This is a genomic window from Streptomyces sp. NPDC032472 (assembly GCF_040636955.1).
Lineage (GTDB): Bacteria > Actinomycetota > Actinomycetes > Streptomycetales > Streptomycetaceae > Streptomyces.
In genome coordinates, this window is record NZ_JBEZVK010000104.1 from 1 (window position 1) to 16,516 (window position 16,516).

Here is a 16,516-nt window from a genome sequence, read left to right on the forward strand (position 1 = left end):
CTCAATCGCCGGCGGGGCTCAAAGAGCGGGGCTCCGCCCCGGACCCCGCGCCTCAAACGCCGGCGAGGCTGGATGGTGCCGCGCAGCGGCACCATCCAGCCCGCGCGGCGTTTGAGCGCACCGGGCGCGGAGCGCACGGAACGGGGGCCGGGGCGGAGCCCGCCACGCGGCGGAGCCGCACATCCGGCACAGCGGGAAGGGGCGGGTGGGGAACGGCTCCGCGCAGCGGGGCGGGGGAGGCCGGCCGGCCTCGCGCGGGGAGGGGCGGCGGCGCGCCGCAGGTCGGCGGGGCCCCGGGCAGCGGTAGGGGCGGCGGGCCCGATAGCCTTCGGCTCATGACCGCACCGCTTATCTCGGGTAAGGGCCGCCGCAGCGTCGCGGCCCTCGGAGCCGTGTCCGCCGGCCTCCTCCTCCTCTCGGCCTGCGACAAGCCGACGCCGCTGGCGACCGTGACGGTCGGCAGCTCGTCCGTGTCCGCCGAGGCCGCCTGCTCGGACGAGCAGGAGCTCTCCATGGACAAGGTCCAGGAGTGCCTCACCGACATCAAGAACGCCAAGACCATCGACTACGGCCGCGGCGACACCCTCCGCCTGGGCGTCGAGCCCGACGTCGTCGAGGGCGGCAAGCGCTGGCAGGCGGTCCTGGACGGCCAGCCGATCACCGAGCCCTCCGCGAACACCTACCGCAGCTTCCCCGGCGCCGACATCTTCGCCACCGGCGGCCAGGGCGAGGCCCCGTCCTCGAAGAAGCTGAACATCGTCCAGGTCGGCGAGGACGGCAAGCCGCTCGCCGTCTGGGCCTTCAACGTCAAGCTCAAGTAGCCCGTACCCGACGGTGCGCGCGCTCATCGTGACCGCGGTGGCGGCGGAGGCCGACTCCGTCGCCGCGGGTCTGACCCCTCATCCGGACCCCGCCACGCCGGAGCCGCGCGCCCTTCCCGGGGGATACCCGGTCCTGCGTCGGGATCTGCCCGGTCTCGCCGCCGACGTGCTCGTCGGCGGGGTCGGCCCGGCCGCCGCGGCGGCCGCCACGGCCACCGCCCTCGCGTCGGCCGCCGGATCCGCGCGCTATGGGCTCGTCGTCTCCGCCGGCATCGGCGGGGGCTTCCTGCCCGCCGCCCCGCCCGGCTCCCTCGTCGTCGCCGACGCCATCGTCGCCGCCGACCTCGGCGCCGAGACCCCGGACGGCTTCCTGGCCGTTCAGGAGCTCGGCTTCGGCCACAACGTGCACCTGCCCCCGCCCGAGCTCGCCGCCCGCGCCGCCGAGGCCACGGGGGCGCTGGTGGCACCCGTACTGACCGTCTCCACCGTCACCGGCACCGCCGCCCGCGCGGACGTGCTCGCCGCCCGTCACCCGGCTGCCGGGGCCGAGGCCATGGAGGGCTTCGGGGTGGCGGAGGCGGCCGCCGCGCACGGGCTGCCCGTGCTGGAGATCCGCGCCGTGTCCAATGCCGTCGGGCCGCGGGACCGGGCCGCCTGGCGGATCGGGGACGCGCTGGCCGCCCTCACCGCGGGATTCCGCGCGCTGGGGCCCGTACTCGTCCATTGGGGAGAGCAACATGAGCACCGGCACGAGCACCGGTATGACTCCTGACACCGGGGGCGCGCTGCGCATCGCCTATTCGCCCTGTCCGAACGACACCTTCGTCTTCGACGCCTGGGCCCACGGCCGGGTGCCGGGCGCGCCCGACCTCGACGTCACCTTCGCCGACATCGACCTCACCAACGGCATGGCCGAGCGCGGCGAGCTGGACGTGCTGAAGGTGTCGTACGCCGTCCTGCCGTGGGTGCTCCAGGAGTACGCGCTGCTGCCGTGCGGCGGGGCGCTGGGCCGGGGCTGCGGGCCGCTGGTGCTGGCCCGGGAGCCGGGCCTGGACCTGGCGGGGCGCACGGTCGCGGTGCCGAGCGAGCGCTCCACCGCGTACCTGCTGTTCCGGCTGTGGGCGGCGGACGTACTGCCCGACGGGGTCGGCAAGGTGGTCGTGCTGCCGTTCCACGAGATCATGCCGGCGGTGCGGGACGGCCGGGTGGACGCGGGACTGGTCATCCACGAGGCCCGGTTCACCTATCAGGACTACGGGCTGCACTGCCTGGCCGACATGGGCGAGCACTGGGAGACCACGACGGGCCTGCCGATCCCGCTCGGCGCGATCATCGCCAAGCGGTCGCTGGGCGCGCAGACGCTGCGCGCGCTCGCCGAGTCGGCCCGGACGTCGGTCCGGATGGCCTGGGACGACCCGGAGGCCTCCCGCCCGTACGTCCGCGCGCACGCGCAGGAGCTGGACCCGGCGGTCGCCGACCAGCACATCGGGCTGTACGTGAACGAGTTCACCGCCGACCTCGGCGACGACGGCTACGCGGCGGTGCGCGGGCTGCTGACCCGGGCCGCCGCAGAGGGGCTGGTTCCGGCCATCGCCCCGGACGCGCTGGCGTTCCCGTAGCTCCCGGGCCGTGCCGGCGAACGACGGTGCCCCGCCACTCGTGAGAGCGGCGGGGCACCGTCCTTGCGTCCTTGCGTACCCGGCGGACTCAGACGTCCAGCTGGTCCGCGACCGCGCGCAGCAGGCCGGCGATCTTCGTGCCGTGCGCCTTGTCGGGGTAGCGGCCGCGCTCGAGCATCGGGGTGATGTTCTCGAGCAGGGTGGTCAGGTCCTGCACGATCGACGCCAGCTCGTCGGGCTTGCGGCGCTGCGCCGCCGCCACGGACGGCGCCGGGTCCAGCACCGTCACCGAAAGCGCCTGGTCGCCGCGCTGCCCCGCGACGACGCCGAACTCGACGCGCTGGCCGGGCTTGAGCGCGTCGACCCCGGCCGGGAGTACCGACGAGTGGACGAAGACGTCCCCGCCGTCGTCGCGGGAGAGAAAGCCGAAGCCCTTCTCACTGTTGAACCACTTGACCTTGCCGGTGGGCACGTCCGTCCTCTGTCCTTGTGCTCGTCGGGTCCGGGTGGCCGCCGCAGCGGCTCCGGATAACAGCGCAGCGGGCCATGGGTGACCCGCCGTCTCCAGGCTAGTGGGCGATGAGCAGGTGACAAGACGTTCCCCGGTCCTTCGCCGGTCCTTGCCGGTCCTTCGCCGGCTCCGCGCTGTCGGCTGCTCAGGCGAGGGAACTACCCTGGTCGGGTGACTGTTACTCCTCACCCCGACGAAGTACGGCCCGGCGACGGCCTGGTGCGGGCCGGCGGCATCGTCTTCATCGTCGGCGCGGTCGCCACGCTGGCGACGATGGCGCCGCTGTTCCTGCACACCGACCCGTTCCCGCCGTACGCGTGGGCCGTGTGCATGCTGATGGGCGTCGGGTTCGCCATCTCGGCGGCCGGGGTGCTGCGCTCGGCGGCGGCCGGCCGGCGCGCCGCCCGCGCATCGCAGGCGGCACAGCAGGGTTAGGCCCCTACGCCTCCTGCTTGCGGACGTACGCGGCGAGCCACTCCGGCAGGGCGGTGAGGTCCGGCAGCACCACGTCCGCGCCCGCCTCCCGCAACTGCGGCTCCGGGCACGGGCCCGTGGGGACCGCCACCGACAGCGCGCCGGCGGTACGGGCCCCGCGGACGTCGCCGACGTGGTCGCCGACGTAGACCTGCGCGCCGTACTCGCGCAGCGCCTCCGCCTTGGCCTCGGCCCACAGCCAGCCGACGACGGCGTCCGGGCGGATCCCGAGGTGCTCCAGATGGAGGCGGGCGTTCGGCTCGTGCTTGGCGGTGACGACGATCGCCCGGCCGCCGAGCGCCCGGACGGCCTCGATCGCCGCGCGGGCTCCGGGCATCGCGGGCGTCGGCGCGATGGCGTGCGTGGGGTAGATCTCCCGGTAGCGCTCGGCCATGGCCGGGATCTCCGCCTCCGGGAACCAGTACGCGAGCTCCTCGTCCAGCGGCGGGCCGAGGCGCGTGACCGCCTGGTCGGCGTCGATGAACGTGCCCGTCTCCGCCGAGAGCGCCTCGTAGGCGGCCTTGATGCCGGGGCGGGAGTCGATGAGGGTCATGTCGAGGTCGAAGCCGACGGTGAGGCTGGCGGAGGTCATGCCCCCATTCTGCCGACCCGCTGCGCGGCGCCGGCCCGGTCCGTCTCCCCTCCCCGCCCCTTCCCGAACCATGGCCTGCAGCCCCGGCCCCCGCTCGCCTCAATCGCCGGCGGGGCTGGAAGACCCGGGCGCTGCGCGCCCGGTGCGCTCAACCGCCGCGCGGGCTGGAATTGCCGCACAGCGGCAAAATCCGGCCCGGCCGGCTTTGAGGCGCGGGGGTCCGGGGCGGAGCCCCGCAAGGGGTCCGGGGCCGAGCCCCGGTTTCGGGAAGGGGCGGGGAGGGGATCGGCTCCGCGCAGCGGGCAGGCCGCCACCCCGCGGCAGGCCATCGGCCCCGCGGCAGCCCATCGCCCCGAAGGCCGTCGCCCCGCGGCGGACCACCACCCGGCGGCAGGGTCAGCGGCGGCGGGAGCGCCAGCCCAGGTACGCCGCCGAGGCGATGGCGGCGGCGCGGGCCAGCCAGGGCCACATGCCCTGGAAGACCCCGCCCAGCCCCTCGTCCGTCAGCGGCGCACCCCACCGCCCGTCCAGCCGCCCCCACAGCCACACCACGGCGGTGGCGAACACCGCCCCCGGCAGCCCGAACACCACCACCTTCCGCTCGGTCGGCCCGAGCACCCGGGACGCGTACGCCAGCAGCCAGCCGCCGATCAGCAGCAGCCAGTACCCGGTCACGGCACCGACCACCAGGACGGCCGCGGCCAGCAGCAGGAAGGCGTGCGGCTTCGGGCGGGCGGCAGGACCCCCGGCAGGGCCGGCGGGCCCCGGCGTCTCCGGCCCCGGCGCCGGCACCGCCGCCCGCTTCGCGCGCCACCGCTCGCGGAGGTAGCGGGCGAGCGTCTGCTTCGGAGGCGCGGTGGCAGCCGGGTCCTCCGCCGTGTCCTTCGCGCCGTGCTCCGGCGGGTCGAACAGTTCCGGGATCTCCACCCCGCCCACGAAGCCCTCCACCTGGTGGAGCTCCTCGAAGGGTGCGGACGCCCCCCGGCCCGGCGTGACCCGCCACCAGTCCGGCTCCGGCGCAGACGCCGACGCCGACCCCGGCTTCGGGTCCCCGCTCCGCTGGACGGGTACGGCCGTGGGCGGCCCCGGGGCGGGGCCCGGGCTCGCGTCCGGGCCCGGGCCCGGCTCGGCGGTCGGGCCCAGCCCCGCCAGGACCTCCTCCGGCGTGCCCATCCGCTCCAGGATCCGCCGCACCGCCGCAGGCGACTCCGGCTCGTACCGCGACCGCATCCGGTCGATCTCGTCCCGCAGCCCCGCCACCAGCCGCATCCGGTCCCCCGACGGCACCTGCCGCTGCTGCGCCAGGTCGCCGACCCGGCTCAGGTACGCGTACACCAGACGGTCGCTCTCGATCCCCATGCCCGGCTCCTCCCGTACCGCCCCGCGGCCACCCTCCGGAAAGGTAGCGCGTGCGCCCGTGGAGACGCCGAGGGCGCAGCGGATACCGTTGGCCGGATGGGGACCGGCCGACGCGACCACGACCAGGAGGCGACCGTGCCAGAACCGAGCAGCAGCAGAAGCAGCGCAGGCACCGGCGACGGAACCGGCACCGGCACCGGCAGTGCCACCGCCGCCGCCCCGCGCTCCCTCGCCGAGGCGCTGCGCGCCCGCGACGACGCCGCGCTCGCCGCGCTGCTGCACGCCCGCCCGGACCTCCTCAGCCCGGTCCCGGGCGACGTGACGCAGCTGGCCACCCGCGCCGGCACCCGCGCCTCGGTGGTCCGCGCCCTGGACCACCTGGACCGGTTCGCCCTGCAGACCGCCGAGGCCCTCGCGGTCGCCCCGGACCCGTGCCCGTACCCGGTGCTGGAGTCGCTCCTGGCCGGCGAGGGCAGCGACGACGACAGCGCCGGCGACAACGGCACCCGCGCAGAACTCCCCCGCGCCCTGGCCACCCTCCGCGACCAGGCCCTGGTCTGGGGCGACGACGACCGGCTGCGCCTGGTCCGCACCGCCCGCGAGCTCCTCGCCCCCTCCGCCTCCCGCCCCTCCCCCACCGGCCTCGGCCCGACCGTCGCCGAGGCCACCGCCGGCATGTCGCCGACCCGGATCCAGGAGATCGTGGCGGCGGCCGGGCTGCCCGCCACCCACGACCCGGTGTCCGCGGTGACGGCCCTGACCGGCCTGTTCACCGACCGGCGGCGGATGTCGGCCCTGCTGGACCAGGCCCCCGCGGAAGCCCACCAGGTGCTGGCCCGGCTCGTGTGGGGGCCGCCGTACGGGGAGGTGACCCCGAACCCGACCCCGCCGGTGCGCTGGCTGCGCGACCGCGGCCTGCTGCTGCCGTCGACGGCGCGGACCGTGGTCCTGCCCCGCGAGGTGGCGCTGCACCTGCGCGGCGGGCTCGCGCACCGCACCCCGGAGCCCCTCGCCCCGCAGGTGGCCGCGCACCGCGAGCACCGTCCACAGCTTGTGGACGCCAACGCGGCCGGGCAGGCGCTGGCCGCGCTGGCCACCGTCGAGGAGCTGGTGAAGTCCTGGGAGCACGCCGGTCCGCCGGTGCTGCGCGCGGGCGGCCTGTCCGTACGCGACCTGAAGCGCACCGCGGCCGCCCTGGACACCGACGAGCCGACCGCCGCGTTCTGGATCGAACTCGGCTACGCGGCCGGCCTGCTGGCCAGTGACGGCGAGGTCGACGAGCGGTACGCCCCCACCCCCGCCTTCGACGACTGGGCCGAACTCCCGCCCGCCGAACGCTGGGCGGCCCTCGCCACCGCCTGGCTGCCCGCCACCCGCACCCCCGGCATGGTCGGCGAACAGGACGCCAAGGGCCGCACCCTCGCCGCCCTCGGCCCCGACCTCGACCGCTCCCCCGCCCCCGACGTGCGCCGGCGCGTCCTCGAACTGCTCGCCGCGCTCCCCGAAGGCGCCGCCCCCGACCCGCAGGACCTCCTCGACCGGCTCGCCTGGGAGCGGCCCGTACGGGGCACGAGCGAGCTGCGCGCCCGCCTCGCCCGGTGGACGCTGACCGAGGCCGAACTCCTCGGCGTCACCGGCCGCGGTGCGCTCTCCGGGCCCGGCCGCGCCCTGCTGGAGCACCGCGATCCGGCGCCGCTGCTGGCACCGCTGCTGCCCGAACCCGTCGACCACGTGCTGCTCCAGGCCGACCTGACGGCCGTGGCCCCCGGCCCGCTGCGCCGGCCGCTCGGGGACGTGCTGGCGGTCCTGGCCGAGGTGGAGTCCAAGGGCGGGGCGACCGTCTACCGCTTCACGCCCGGCTCCGTACGCCGGGCCCTGGACGCCGGGCGCACCGCCTCCGACCTGCACGCCTTCCTCGCCGAGCACAGCGTCACCCCGGTCCCGCAGCCGCTGGCGTACCTGATCGACGACGTGGCCCGGCGCCACGGGCACCTGCGGGTCGGCGCCGCGTCCTCGTACGTGCGCTGCGACGACGACGGCATGCTGAACGAGATCCTGGCCGACAAGCGGTCCGCCGGGCTGGGCCTGCGGCGCCTCGCCCCGACCGTGCTGGCCGCGCAGGCCGAACCGGGCGCCCTGCTGGAGGGGTTGCGGGCGATGGGATACGCCCCGGCCGCCGAGTCCGCGACCGGCGACGTGCTCGTGGCGCGGGCCGACGCACACCGCACCCCGGCACGGGCGAAGCCCGTACCGGTGCCGGAGGGGCCGCCGGTGCCGGACGAGACCCTGCTCGGGGCGGCGGTACGGGCCATCCGGGCGGGGGACGTGGCGGCCACCGCCGTACGGAAGGAGCCGGCCCGGGCGGCCGACTCCGGCGCGCCCGCACCGGCGCCCGGCGAACTCCCGCGCACCAGCGCCGCGGAGACCCTCGCCACGGTGCAGGCGGCCGCGCTGACCGGCTCGGCGGTGTGGATCGGCTACGTCAACGCCGACGGGGCGGCGAGCCAGCGGGTCATCGCCCCGGTGCGGGTGGAGGGCGGCTTCGTCACCGGGTACGACCACACCGCGGACGAGGTGCGCACGTACGCGCTGCACCGGATCACGGGGGTGGCGGAGCTGGCGGAGGACCAGGTGTGAAATCGCTGGCCAACGCGTCGGTGCGCACAGCACCCTGACCCCATGTCCGAAACAGCACTCGAGGTCCCCGGCCGGCAGATCCGCGCCTTCCACACCGCCACCACCGTCACCGTCTACCAGGCGTACGGGCCGCACCTCGGGCTGCCCGCGGCGCGCGACGGGCGGTTCCCGGCCGCCTGGAAGCGGGAGCGGATGACCTGGATCAAGCCGTCGTTCCTGTGGATGATGTACCGCTGCGGCTGGGCGACCAAGGCCGACCAGGAGACCGTCCTGGCCGTGGAGATCACCCGCGAGGGCTTCGACCACGCCCTGCGCCACGCCTGCCTGTCCCACTACGAGCCCGGCACCCACGCCGACCGCGAGGCCTGGCAGCAGGCCCTGCGGGACTCCCCCGCCCGCGTCCAGTGGGACCCGGAGCGCGACCTGCACCTGAACCCGCTGCCATACCGCTCGCTCCAGCTGGGCCTGTCCGGGCCGGCCTCGCGGGCGTACGCCGACGAGTGGACGGTCTCCATCCGCGACGTCACGCCGCTGGCCCGGGAGGTCCACGCCCTGGTCCGGGCCGGCGAGGAGGCCGCGGCGCGGGCCCTGCTGCCGGTCGAGACGCCGTACGCGGCGGGGGCGCTGGGGCACTTGGGGGCGTAGGCGGGGGCGGGCCTGAAAGCGGACTGCCTCATACCTGTTATCGCAGGTCAGGGGGGTGCGGAAGGGGCTCCGAACGCCTGTTGCACAGTGGTGACACACGGGGGATGACGTGCCCCTGCGCCGTATGTGAAGATCAGTGCATCGCAGCAGCGGCCGAGGGGAGAACGACAAGCGGCCCGAGAGCGACACCCCGCACGACCCACGCACCGGCCCGGCGCTCTGCCGCGGCCGAGTCGCCTGCCCTCTTCGCTTGACCTCTTCGCTTGACCTCTCTGCTCGACCATTTCGCCGCCTCACCTGCTGCCGGCTGCCGCGCTGCGGTCCGCCTGCCCGTCCTGATTCCTTGGGGGGAGTCCACCATGTCCGCTCGCACCGCCGCCGCCCGCCGCCCGCTGCGCACCGCTGCCGCCACCGCCGTCGTCGCCGCCGTTGCCGGTACCGTCCTGATGCCGCTGTCGGCGTACGCCGCGCCGGCCGCGGAGAACCTGCACGCGCTGAAGATCACGCTGGGTGCCCCGGCGCCGAGCGGCCCGCTGACCCGCGGTGGCGCGACGGAGACCTTCGAGCTGACGGTCAACAACCCCACGGACAAGGCCCACTCCTTCCACCCGTGGATCAACGCCAGCTGGGGAAGCAACACCCGGATCCAGGCGAACGACATGATCTTCAAGGTCGCGGCGGCGGACGGCACCCCGGCGACCGACTCCGCCATCCAGCAGCAGGACGGCGACTGGCAGGGCGTGTTCACCCCGGCCGGCAAGGACACGACGGCGGGCTTCGAGGTCCCGGCGGGCGGCAAGTTCACCTGGAAGGTCACCGTCGGCCTCGCCAAGAGCTACCCGAACAACGTCGGCGACTTCACGCTGCGCGCCTCCAGCTTCCAGAACGAGCTCGCGGCCGACGGCGCGGCGTCTCTGACCTTCAAGACGGACCCGGCGGTCAAGCCCGGCACCCTGGAGACCTGGTTCGACAAGGTCAACCCCTGCCAGGGCATCGACGAGCACCAGTGCCGCGAGATGGACCTGCGCTACCGCGCCTCCGGCGACGGCGAGTTCAACACCGCACTGGCCACCACACTGAAGACGTCCGTCGCGGGCGCCGGCGACCCGGACCTCCAGCTCCAGGTCCTGGAGGCCGGCGCGTGGAAGGACGTTAAGCGCGACAAGGAGGGCGACCTCCGCCTGGCCGACATCCCGGCGCCCTTCGGCAAGGCCTCCGGCGAGCGCACCGTGCACCTGCGCGCGAAGGTGGGCCCGAAGTCGACGCTGAAGAAGGCCACCACCGTCACCCTGGACGCCTTCGTCGGTCTGGCCGAGGGCAACAAGGTCCCGTTCGTGGAGGCCAAGGCCGACGTCGAGTTCGGCCCGGTCACCACGGCCTCGCCGTCGCCGTCGGCGTCCGCGAGCACGTCCGCCTCCCCGTCGCCGAGCGCGTCGGCCAGCGCCTCGACCGGCACGGGTACGGGCACGACCACGGGCACCGGCACCACCTCGGGCTCCCTCGCCACCACCGGTGCCGACTCCAACACCGGCCTGTACTCGGCCCTGGCCGCGGCCCTCGTCGCCGCCGGCGGTGCCTTCGTCTGGCTCGGCGCCCGCCGCCGCAAGGCCGCGGCCCGCGGCTGACGCCCGTACGACACCCGGAAGGGGCCCGGCACTCGGTGCCGGGCCCCTTCCCATTTGCTCACCGGGCGGCGTAGACGACCCGCCCGGCCTCGAAGGGCCACGCCTCGGTAAGCCACCGGGCGACGGCGCGGTACACGACCCCGTCCCACTCGGCCCGGTCGGCCCGCACCCAGGAGCTGACGTGCGCCTGCCCCGAGTCGTCCTTCGCGGGGTAGACGTACAGACAGCCGATCACGTCGTCGCCGTCCAGGACGCTGTACGTGAACCCGGTCCGGGCGGCGAAGTCACGGGCGTGGCGGGCGAGGTCGGCCCGGTTCGCCTCGGCCGACATCCCCTCCAGCGGAGGCCAGTCCCGCTTTGACGGGAAACCCCCGCACCTCCCGCTCCGCCCGGCCGGCATCCCGCTCCGGGACGGGGGCATGCTCCACAGGCGCCGGCATCAGGGAGCCGACGGGTGGGCTGCGGGCGCCTTCGATCACTACGTGGTCGTCGTGTGGGTGGCGGCTGGCGGCCGTCTTGGGTGCGAGGCCGCTTGACCGGCGTCACGGGTGGTCGGGCGGCAGGGTGGTCGGCCTTGCGGCGCCGGGGGTGGGGGATGCGGCAGACTGGAGGTTTGGTCGTCCGGTCGTCCGTGGCCGGAACTGGCACCAGACGGAAAGGGAGTCTGTGAACGGGCCTCTCATCGTTCAGAGCGACAAAACCCTCCTTCTCGAGGTCGATCACGAGCTGGCCGGGGCCGCGCGGCGGGCCATCGCTCCGTTCGCCGAGCTCGAGCGGGCTCCCGAGCACATCCACACCTACCGGATCACCCCGCTCGGGCTGTGGAACGCGCGGGCTGCCGGGCACGATGCCGAGCAGGTCGTCGACGCCCTCGTGGAGTACTCCCGCTATCCCGTCCCGCACGCGCTGCTCGTCGACGTCGCCGAGACCATGGCGCGCTACGGCCGTCTGACGCTGTCCAAGCACCCCACGCACGGGCTGGTGCTGACCACCACCGACCGGCCGGTGCTCGAGGAGATCCTGCGGTCCAAGCGGATCGCCCCCCTCGTCGGGGCCCGCGTCGATCCGGACACCGTGGTCGTGCACCCCTCCGAGCGCGGCCAGATCAAGCAGACCCTGCTCAAGCTCGGCTGGCCGGCCGAGGACCTCGCCGGGTACGTCGACGGGGAGGCCCACCCCATCGAGCTGGAGGAGGACGGCTGGGCGCTGCGGCCGTACCAGCGGCAGGCCGTCGAGGGGTTCTGGCACGGCGGGTCCGGGGTCGTCGTGCTGCCCTGTGGGGCGGGGAAGACGCTGGTCGGGGCCGGTGCGATGGCCATGGCGAAGGCGACCACGCTGATCCTGGTGACGAACACGGTGTCGGCGCGGCAGTGGAAGCACGAGCTCGTGCGGCGGACCTCGCTGACCGAGGAGGAGATCGGCGAGTACAGCGGGACAAGGAAAGAGATCCGGCCCGTCACCATTGCCACCTATCAGGTGCTGACGACGAAGCGGAAGGGTGTTTATCCGCACCTGGAGCTGTTCGACTCCCGGGACTGGGGGCTGATCCTGTACGACGAGGTGCACCTGCTGCCGGCGCCGGTGTTCAAGTTCACCGCCGATCTGCAGGCCCGGCGGCGGCTCGGGCTGACGGCCACGCTGGTGCGCGAGGACGGGCGCGAGTCGGACGTGTTCTCGCTGATCGGCCCGAAGCGGTTCGACGCCCCGTGGAAGGAGATCGAGGCGCAGGGCTACATCGCCCCGGCCGACTGCGTCGAGGTACGGGTCAACCTCACCGAGAGCGAGCGGCTCGCGTACGCCACCGCCGAGACCGAGGAGAAGTACCGGTTCTGTGCGACCACCGCGACCAAGCGGAAGGTCACCGAGGCGCTGGTGGCGAAGCACCGGGGCGAGCAGACCCTCGTCATCGGGCAGTACATCGACCAGCTCGACGAGCTCGGCGCGCACCTCGACGCACCGGTCATCAAGGGCGAGACCTCCAACGCGCAGCGGGAGAAGCTCTTCGACGCCTTCCGGGAGGGCGAGATCAGCGTGCTCGTGGTGTCGAAGGTGGCGAATTTCTCCATCGATCTGCCCGAGGCCACCGTGGCCATCCAGGTGTCCGGGACCTTCGGGTCGCGGCAGGAGGAGGCCCAGCGGCTGGGGCGGGTGCTGCGGCCGAAGGCGGACGGGCACGAGGCCCGGTTCTACTCCGTCGTCGCGCGCGACACCATCGACCAGGACTTCGCGGCGCACCGCCAGCGGTTCCTGGCCGAGCAGGGGTACGCCTACCGGATCATGGACGCCGATGAGCTGCTGACCGGCAGTGGGGACGGGGTCGGGGCCGGCGAGGACTGATCGCCGGGCGCGGGTGCCGGGGGCCGGCGTACGGGGGCTGCCGCGCGGGTCGCGTACGCCAGGAGCGGGATCGACCACACCCACAGGTGCGGCCAGTGCAGGAGCCGGTCCGGTCCCGCGTTCAGCAGCCGGGCCCAGAACGCGGCGGAGGCCTGCGGAAGGACCACCAGGCCCAGCAGGGCGGTCCCGGCGAAGGCGGCCAGCGCGGTGAGCCCGGCCCGGACCCGGCCGGTGAGCAGCAGGTACGGGACGAGCACCGCCGGGGCCAGGCTGATCCCGGCGGCGGTGCCCAGGGCGAAGCCCTTGCCGAGGGCGGTGCGCGGGCGGGCCAGGTCCCACACGGCCAGGCAGGCGAGCGCCAGGTTGATCTGGCCCGGCAGCAGGCTCTGGAACAAGGGCTCCGCCCACAGCCCGGCGGTGGTGGCGGCCAGGACGGGGGCGGGCCGGGCCCGCAGGCCGGCGAGCCGGCAGGACAGGACGACCAGCAGGGCGAGCAAGGCGGCGTTGCCGAGGAGGAAGACGGCCTTGAGCACGCCGGGCGGCAGCCACACGGCGGGCGTGAACAGGATCGCGGCGAAGGGAGGGTAGGCGGAGCCGTCTGCGGGGCCGTCTGCAGAGCCGGCTGCGAAGCCGTTGGCGAGGGACTCGGCGAGGGCCTCGGCGAGCGGGATCCGTACAGCGATGCACACCGCGCCCAGAACGAGCAGGGCGCCTGTGACCAGCACGGCGGCCGGCGGCGGCCACGGGGTGGGGGCGGGACGGGGGCGGCGGGTCACGCGCGCGACCCTAGTGGATCATCGAAGGGTCGCCGCCGGTATCCGGCCAGCGCCGGGCGGCCTGCCGTGGTGCGGGGTGGCGGATCAGCGCCGTACGACGCCCGCGTCCTCGGCGTACTCGCCCAGGACGGCGACGCTCACGATCGCCGCGGCGAAGACCTTCGCGGCGCGCAGGGCGCTGCCGACGAGGTGGCGGTGGTGGGAGTCGGAGGTGGCGGTGGCGCCGCTCGGGCGGCCGCCGTGGACCGGGGTGAAGGTTGCGGTGCTCATGTCTCCATGGTGCGCCGACCGCACCATCCGGCACATCGGTCCCGCGACGGAGCCGCAGGGGTCCGCGGGTACGCCTGACGGCTCATGCCGACCCTTAGGGCTACCCCTGAGGTCGCTGCGGGGGCGGTCAAGGTCCCCCGGAGGACGGAGCCGGGGGGTGCGGGGAAATGCGGTCGCGCCTGGGCGGGGCGGTGACTACAATCTCCGCTCTTGCCGCCTCCCGCCGCCGTATCCGGGGAGAGCGCCTGCCGGTCGGAAACCGGCGGGCACCGTGCCACGCACCCACGCACCGACCCGTCGCAGACCAGCAGTTGGAGGCATTCCCGTGCCCGCGCACGCCCCCGTTCCCGCCACCGCCACCGCCACCGAGCCCGTTCCCGTTACCGTTCCCGCCACCGCCGTGTCCGCCGAGCCTGCCGGGAACCCGCTGGCCCGCGAGCAGGCGCACCTGGCCGCCTCCCGTGCCGCGCTGCGCGCGATGCGCGAGGACGTCGAGGCCCTCGACATCCGCGACGTCACCGCGAACTGGGTCAACGCGATCGTCCTCCAGGCCCAGATCGACGACCGGATCAAGGCGCTCGCCGACCTCGCGCACACCCCGCTGTTCTTCGGCCGCCTCGACTACCTCCATGCGCCCGGCGCGGAGCTCGCCGAGGGCGGGGAGGGCGAGCAGTTCTACATCGGCCGCCGCCACGTCCACGACGCCGAGGGCGACCCGATGGTGATCGACTGGCGCGCCCCGGTCTCCCAGCCGTTCTACCGGGCGTCGAAGGCCGACCCGCAGGACGTGGCGCTGCGCCGCCGGTTCGGTTACACGGGCGGGGAGTTGACGGCGTACGAGGACGAGCGCCTCTCCGATCCCGGGGAGGCGGCCACCGTCAGCAAGCTGCTCCAGCAGGAGATCGAGCGGCCGCGCGTCGGCCCGATGCGGGACATCGTGGCGACGATCCAGCCCGAGCAGGACGAGATCGTCCGCTCGGGGCTGTCCGGGTCGGTGTGCGTGCAGGGCGGGCCCGGTACCGGGAAGACGGCGGTCGGCCTGCACCGGGTCGCGTACCTGCTGTACGCGCACCGCGAGCGGCTGGCCCGTACGGGCACGCTCGTGATCGGGCCGAACCGTTCCTTCCTGCACTACATCGAGCAGGTGCTGCCGGCGCTGGGCGAGCTGGAGGTCAAGCAGGCCACCGTCGAGGACCTCGTCTCGCGGGACGGGCTGGAGGTGCGCGGCACCGATCCGGCCGCGACCGCGGTGGTCAAGGGCGACGCCCGGATGGCGGAGGTGCTGCGGCGTGCGGTGCGCTCGCACGTCACGCCGCCGACCGAGGCGCTGATGGTCGTACGCGGCTCGCGCCGGTGGCGGGTGCCCGCGTACGAGCTCGAGGAGATCGTGGCGGAGCTGCTGGCGCGGGACATGCGCTACGGGGCCGCGCGGGAGGCGCTGCCGCAGCGGATCGCGCACACCGTGCTCGTACGGATGGAGCAGGCGGGCGAGGCTCCGGACGACCGGGTGCAGGATGCGGTGGCGCGCAACGCGGCCGTGAAGGCGGCCGTCAAGGCGATGTGGCCGGCGGTGGACCCGGCGAAGCTGGTGCTGCGGCTGCTGTCGGACGCGGAGTTCCTGGCCGCGCACGCGGAAGGGGTGCTGACGGCGGCCGAGCAGGAGCTGCTGCTGTGGCCCAAGCCGTGGCGGAGCGTGCGGGCGGCGAAGTGGTCGGCGGCCGACCTGGTGCTGATCGACGAGGCGGCGGACCTGGTCGAGCGGACGCACTCGCTCGGGCACGTCGTGCTCGACGAGGCGCAGGACCTGTCGCCGATGCAGTACCGGGCGGTGGGGCGGCGGTGCACGACCGGCTCGGTGACGGTGCTGGGCGACCTGGCGCAGGGGACCACCCCGTGGGCCACCCGCGACTGGGGCCGGGCCCTGGCCCACCTGGGCAAGCCGGAGGCGGCGGTGGAGGAGCTGACGGCGGGGTTCCGCGTACCGCGCGAGGTGATCGCGTACGCGTCGCGGCTGCTGCCGGAGATCGCGCCCGGGCTGGCGGAGGTGTCCTCGGTGCGTGAGGCGGCGGGCTCGCTGGAGGTGCGGCGGGTGGACGACCTCGGTGCGGCGGTGGTGGCCGCCTGCCGGGCCTCGCTGGAGCGGGAGGGGTCGATCGGGCTGATCGCGGCCGATGCGCGGGTTCCGGAGCTGGAGGAGGCGCTTCGGGGGGCCGGGCTGGCGTGGCTGTCGCCGGGGGAGGAGACGACGGCGGAGGTGCGGTTGACGGTGGTGCCGGCTTCGCTGGCGAAGGGGTTGGAGTACGACTACGTGGTGCTGGACGAGCCGGCGGCCATCGTCGCGGGCGAGCCGGACGAACGGACCGGGCTGCGGCGGCTGTACGTCTGTCTCACCCGAGCGGTCTCGGGCCTCACCACGCTCCACAGGGCCCCCCTGCCCCCGTCCTTGACGCCCTGACCCCCTGACGGCCGTCCCCCGGCCGGGGGGCCGCTGCGCGGAGCCGTTCCCCTACCCGCCCCTTCTCCCCCAGCTACCGCTGGGAGGTGCCCCCAGAAACCGGGACCTGCGGCCCCGGCCCCCGCCGTCCCCCGGGGGGCCGGGCAAATTCAGCCCCGCCGGCGATTGAGGCGCGGAGGCCGGGGCGGAGCGCCGGCAAGCCCGGGCGCAGCCCCCGCCCGCAGACGGAGCCAGGGGCCGGCACATCCACCCCCGGCCGACGCCTGAGACGGGGGTCCGGCAATTCAGCCTCGCCGGCGATTGAGGCGCGGGGTCTGGGGCGGAGCCCCAGCAAGGCCGGGCGCAGCCCCCGGCCCGCAGCTGGGCCAGGGGCTGGCGCGTCCCGCCCCGGCCGA

15 protein-coding genes are annotated in these 16,516 nt (G+C 75.0%); 9 read left to right on the plus strand and 6 right to left on the minus strand.

What is annotated here, in order from left to right; all coding sequences use genetic code 11:
- Positions 1-335: 335 nt before the first annotated feature.
- Genes AB0F11_RS34915 through AB0F11_RS34925 form a run of 3 tightly spaced genes read left to right on the plus strand, consistent with a single transcriptional unit; the run spans position 336 to position 2,440 of the window.
- On the plus strand, positions 336-821 hold the full coding sequence (locus AB0F11_RS34915; RefSeq protein ID WP_362182844.1) for a DUF2771 domain-containing protein: 486 nt from the start codon (positions 336-338) through the stop codon (positions 819-821).
- A 13-nt stretch (positions 822-834) separates the two neighbouring features.
- Positions 835-1,593, plus strand: coding sequence for a futalosine hydrolase (locus tag AB0F11_RS34920; protein ID WP_362182847.1), 759 nt, complete (start codon positions 835-837; stop codon positions 1,591-1,593).
- On the plus strand, positions 1,559-2,440 hold the full coding sequence (locus tag AB0F11_RS34925; RefSeq protein ID WP_362182850.1) for a 1,4-dihydroxy-6-naphthoate synthase: 882 nt from the start codon (positions 1,559-1,561) through the stop codon (positions 2,438-2,440). Before AB0F11_RS34920 ends, AB0F11_RS34925 begins: the two co-directional genes overlap by 35 nt.
- Positions 2,441-2,528: 88 nt before the next feature.
- Here AB0F11_RS34925 and AB0F11_RS34930 read toward each other — a convergent pair whose 3' ends face one another.
- Positions 2,529-2,912, minus strand: a complete 384-nt coding sequence (locus tag AB0F11_RS34930; protein WP_037924790.1) for a cold-shock protein — start codon at positions 2,910-2,912, stop codon at positions 2,529-2,531.
- A gap of 210 nt (positions 2,913-3,122) precedes the next feature.
- On the opposite strand from AB0F11_RS34930, the gene AB0F11_RS34935 reads away from it, so the two are divergent.
- Entirely contained in the window at positions 3,123-3,386 is a 264-nt protein-coding gene (locus tag AB0F11_RS34935) for a hypothetical protein (RefSeq protein WP_362182853.1), read from the plus strand.
- Between the two features lie 4 nt (positions 3,387-3,390).
- Here the strand turns inward: AB0F11_RS34935 and AB0F11_RS34940 are convergent, their stop codons facing one another.
- Positions 3,391-4,017: an HAD family hydrolase gene (locus tag AB0F11_RS34940; RefSeq protein WP_362182856.1), complete on the minus strand. Its 627-nt coding sequence runs from the start codon at positions 4,015-4,017 to the stop codon at positions 3,391-3,393.
- A 396-nt stretch (positions 4,018-4,413) separates the two neighbouring features.
- Positions 4,414-5,376 carry a hypothetical protein gene (locus tag AB0F11_RS34945; RefSeq protein WP_362182858.1) on the minus strand — a complete coding sequence of 321 codons (963 nt, stop codon included), beginning with the start codon at positions 5,374-5,376 and terminating at the stop codon, positions 4,414-4,416.
- A gap of 96 nt (positions 5,377-5,472) precedes the next feature.
- Between AB0F11_RS34945 and AB0F11_RS34950 the strand changes: the two genes are divergently transcribed.
- The 3 genes from AB0F11_RS34950 to AB0F11_RS34960 all read left to right on the plus strand — a co-directional run bounded on the left by AB0F11_RS34950 (position 5,473) and on the right by AB0F11_RS34960 (position 10,283).
- The gene (locus AB0F11_RS34950) at positions 5,473-8,013 is read left to right on the plus strand and encodes a helicase C-terminal domain-containing protein (protein ID WP_362182861.1); all 2,541 of its coding nucleotides are present in this window, start codon (positions 5,473-5,475) and stop codon (positions 8,011-8,013) included.
- A 42-nt stretch (positions 8,014-8,055) separates the two neighbouring features.
- Positions 8,056-8,658: a DUF4291 domain-containing protein gene (locus AB0F11_RS34955; RefSeq protein ID WP_362182864.1), complete on the plus strand. Its 603-nt coding sequence runs from the start codon at positions 8,056-8,058 to the stop codon at positions 8,656-8,658.
- A 359-nt stretch (positions 8,659-9,017) separates the two neighbouring features.
- Positions 9,018-10,283 (plus strand): hypothetical protein, encoded by a 1,266-nt coding sequence (locus tag AB0F11_RS34960; protein ID WP_362182867.1) that lies wholly within the window; start codon positions 9,018-9,020, stop codon positions 10,281-10,283.
- A 58-nt stretch (positions 10,284-10,341) separates the two neighbouring features.
- Here AB0F11_RS34960 and AB0F11_RS34965 read toward each other — a convergent pair whose 3' ends face one another.
- Positions 10,342-10,614 carry a hypothetical protein gene (locus AB0F11_RS34965; RefSeq protein ID WP_362182870.1) on the minus strand — a complete coding sequence of 91 codons (273 nt, stop codon included), beginning with the start codon at positions 10,612-10,614 and terminating at the stop codon, positions 10,342-10,344.
- A 335-nt stretch (positions 10,615-10,949) separates the two neighbouring features.
- Between AB0F11_RS34965 and AB0F11_RS34970 the strand changes: the two genes are divergently transcribed.
- The gene (locus AB0F11_RS34970; RefSeq protein ID WP_362182873.1) at positions 10,950-12,620 is read left to right on the plus strand and encodes a DNA repair helicase XPB; all 1,671 of its coding nucleotides are present in this window, start codon (positions 10,950-10,952) and stop codon (positions 12,618-12,620) included.
- On the opposite strand, the gene AB0F11_RS34975 is transcribed toward AB0F11_RS34970, so the two are convergent.
- Together AB0F11_RS34975 and AB0F11_RS34980 are read right to left on the minus strand one after the other, a co-directional pair.
- Positions 12,551-13,396 (minus strand): glycosyltransferase 87 family protein, encoded by an 846-nt coding sequence (locus AB0F11_RS34975; RefSeq protein ID WP_362182876.1) that lies wholly within the window; start codon positions 13,394-13,396, stop codon positions 12,551-12,553. The genes AB0F11_RS34970 and AB0F11_RS34975 overlap by 70 nt on opposite strands.
- 84 nt (positions 13,397-13,480) lie before the next feature.
- Positions 13,481-13,666, minus strand: coding sequence for a hypothetical protein (locus AB0F11_RS34980; RefSeq protein WP_362182879.1), 186 nt, complete (start codon positions 13,664-13,666; stop codon positions 13,481-13,483).
- Between the two features lie 478 nt (positions 13,667-14,144).
- Here AB0F11_RS34980 and AB0F11_RS34985 point away from each other — a divergent pair, with 478 nt between their 5' ends.
- Positions 14,145-16,121: an AAA family ATPase gene (locus AB0F11_RS34985; protein ID WP_362182882.1), complete on the plus strand. Its 1,977-nt coding sequence runs from the start codon at positions 14,145-14,147 to the stop codon at positions 16,119-16,121.
- Positions 16,122-16,516 lie beyond the last annotated feature (395 nt).

What these genes read in the sequence shown, in the direction of transcription:
- AB0F11_RS34925 (WP_362182850.1), top strand. Translation starts at nt 1,559, where the DNA reads ATGAGCACCGGCACGAGCACCGGTATGACTCCTGACACCGGGGGCGCG.
- AB0F11_RS34955 (WP_362182864.1), top strand. Translation starts at nt 8,056, where the DNA reads ATGTCCGAAACAGCACTCGAGGTCCCCGGCCGGCAGATCCGCGCCTTC.
- AB0F11_RS34950 (WP_362182861.1), top strand. Translation starts at nt 5,473, where the DNA reads ATGGGGACCGGCCGACGCGACCACGACCAGGAGGCGACCGTGCCAGAA.
- AB0F11_RS34965 (WP_362182870.1), bottom strand. Translation starts at nt 10,614, where the DNA reads ATGTCGGCCGAGGCGAACCGGGCCGACCTCGCCCGCCACGCCCGTGAC.
- AB0F11_RS34985 (WP_362182882.1), top strand. Translation starts at nt 14,145, where the DNA reads ATGCGCGAGGACGTCGAGGCCCTCGACATCCGCGACGTCACCGCGAAC.
- AB0F11_RS34945 (WP_362182858.1), bottom strand. Translation starts at nt 5,376, where the DNA reads ATGGGGATCGAGAGCGACCGTCTGGTGTACGCGTACCTGAGCCGGGTC.
- AB0F11_RS34960 (WP_362182867.1), top strand. Translation starts at nt 9,018, where the DNA reads ATGTCCGCTCGCACCGCCGCCGCCCGCCGCCCGCTGCGCACCGCTGCC.
- AB0F11_RS34980 (WP_362182879.1), bottom strand. Translation starts at nt 13,666, where the DNA reads ATGAGCACCGCAACCTTCACCCCGGTCCACGGCGGCCGCCCGAGCGGC.
- AB0F11_RS34940 (WP_362182856.1), bottom strand. Translation starts at nt 4,017, where the DNA reads ATGACCTCCGCCAGCCTCACCGTCGGCTTCGACCTCGACATGACCCTC.
- AB0F11_RS34915 (WP_362182844.1), top strand. Translation starts at nt 336, where the DNA reads ATGACCGCACCGCTTATCTCGGGTAAGGGCCGCCGCAGCGTCGCGGCC.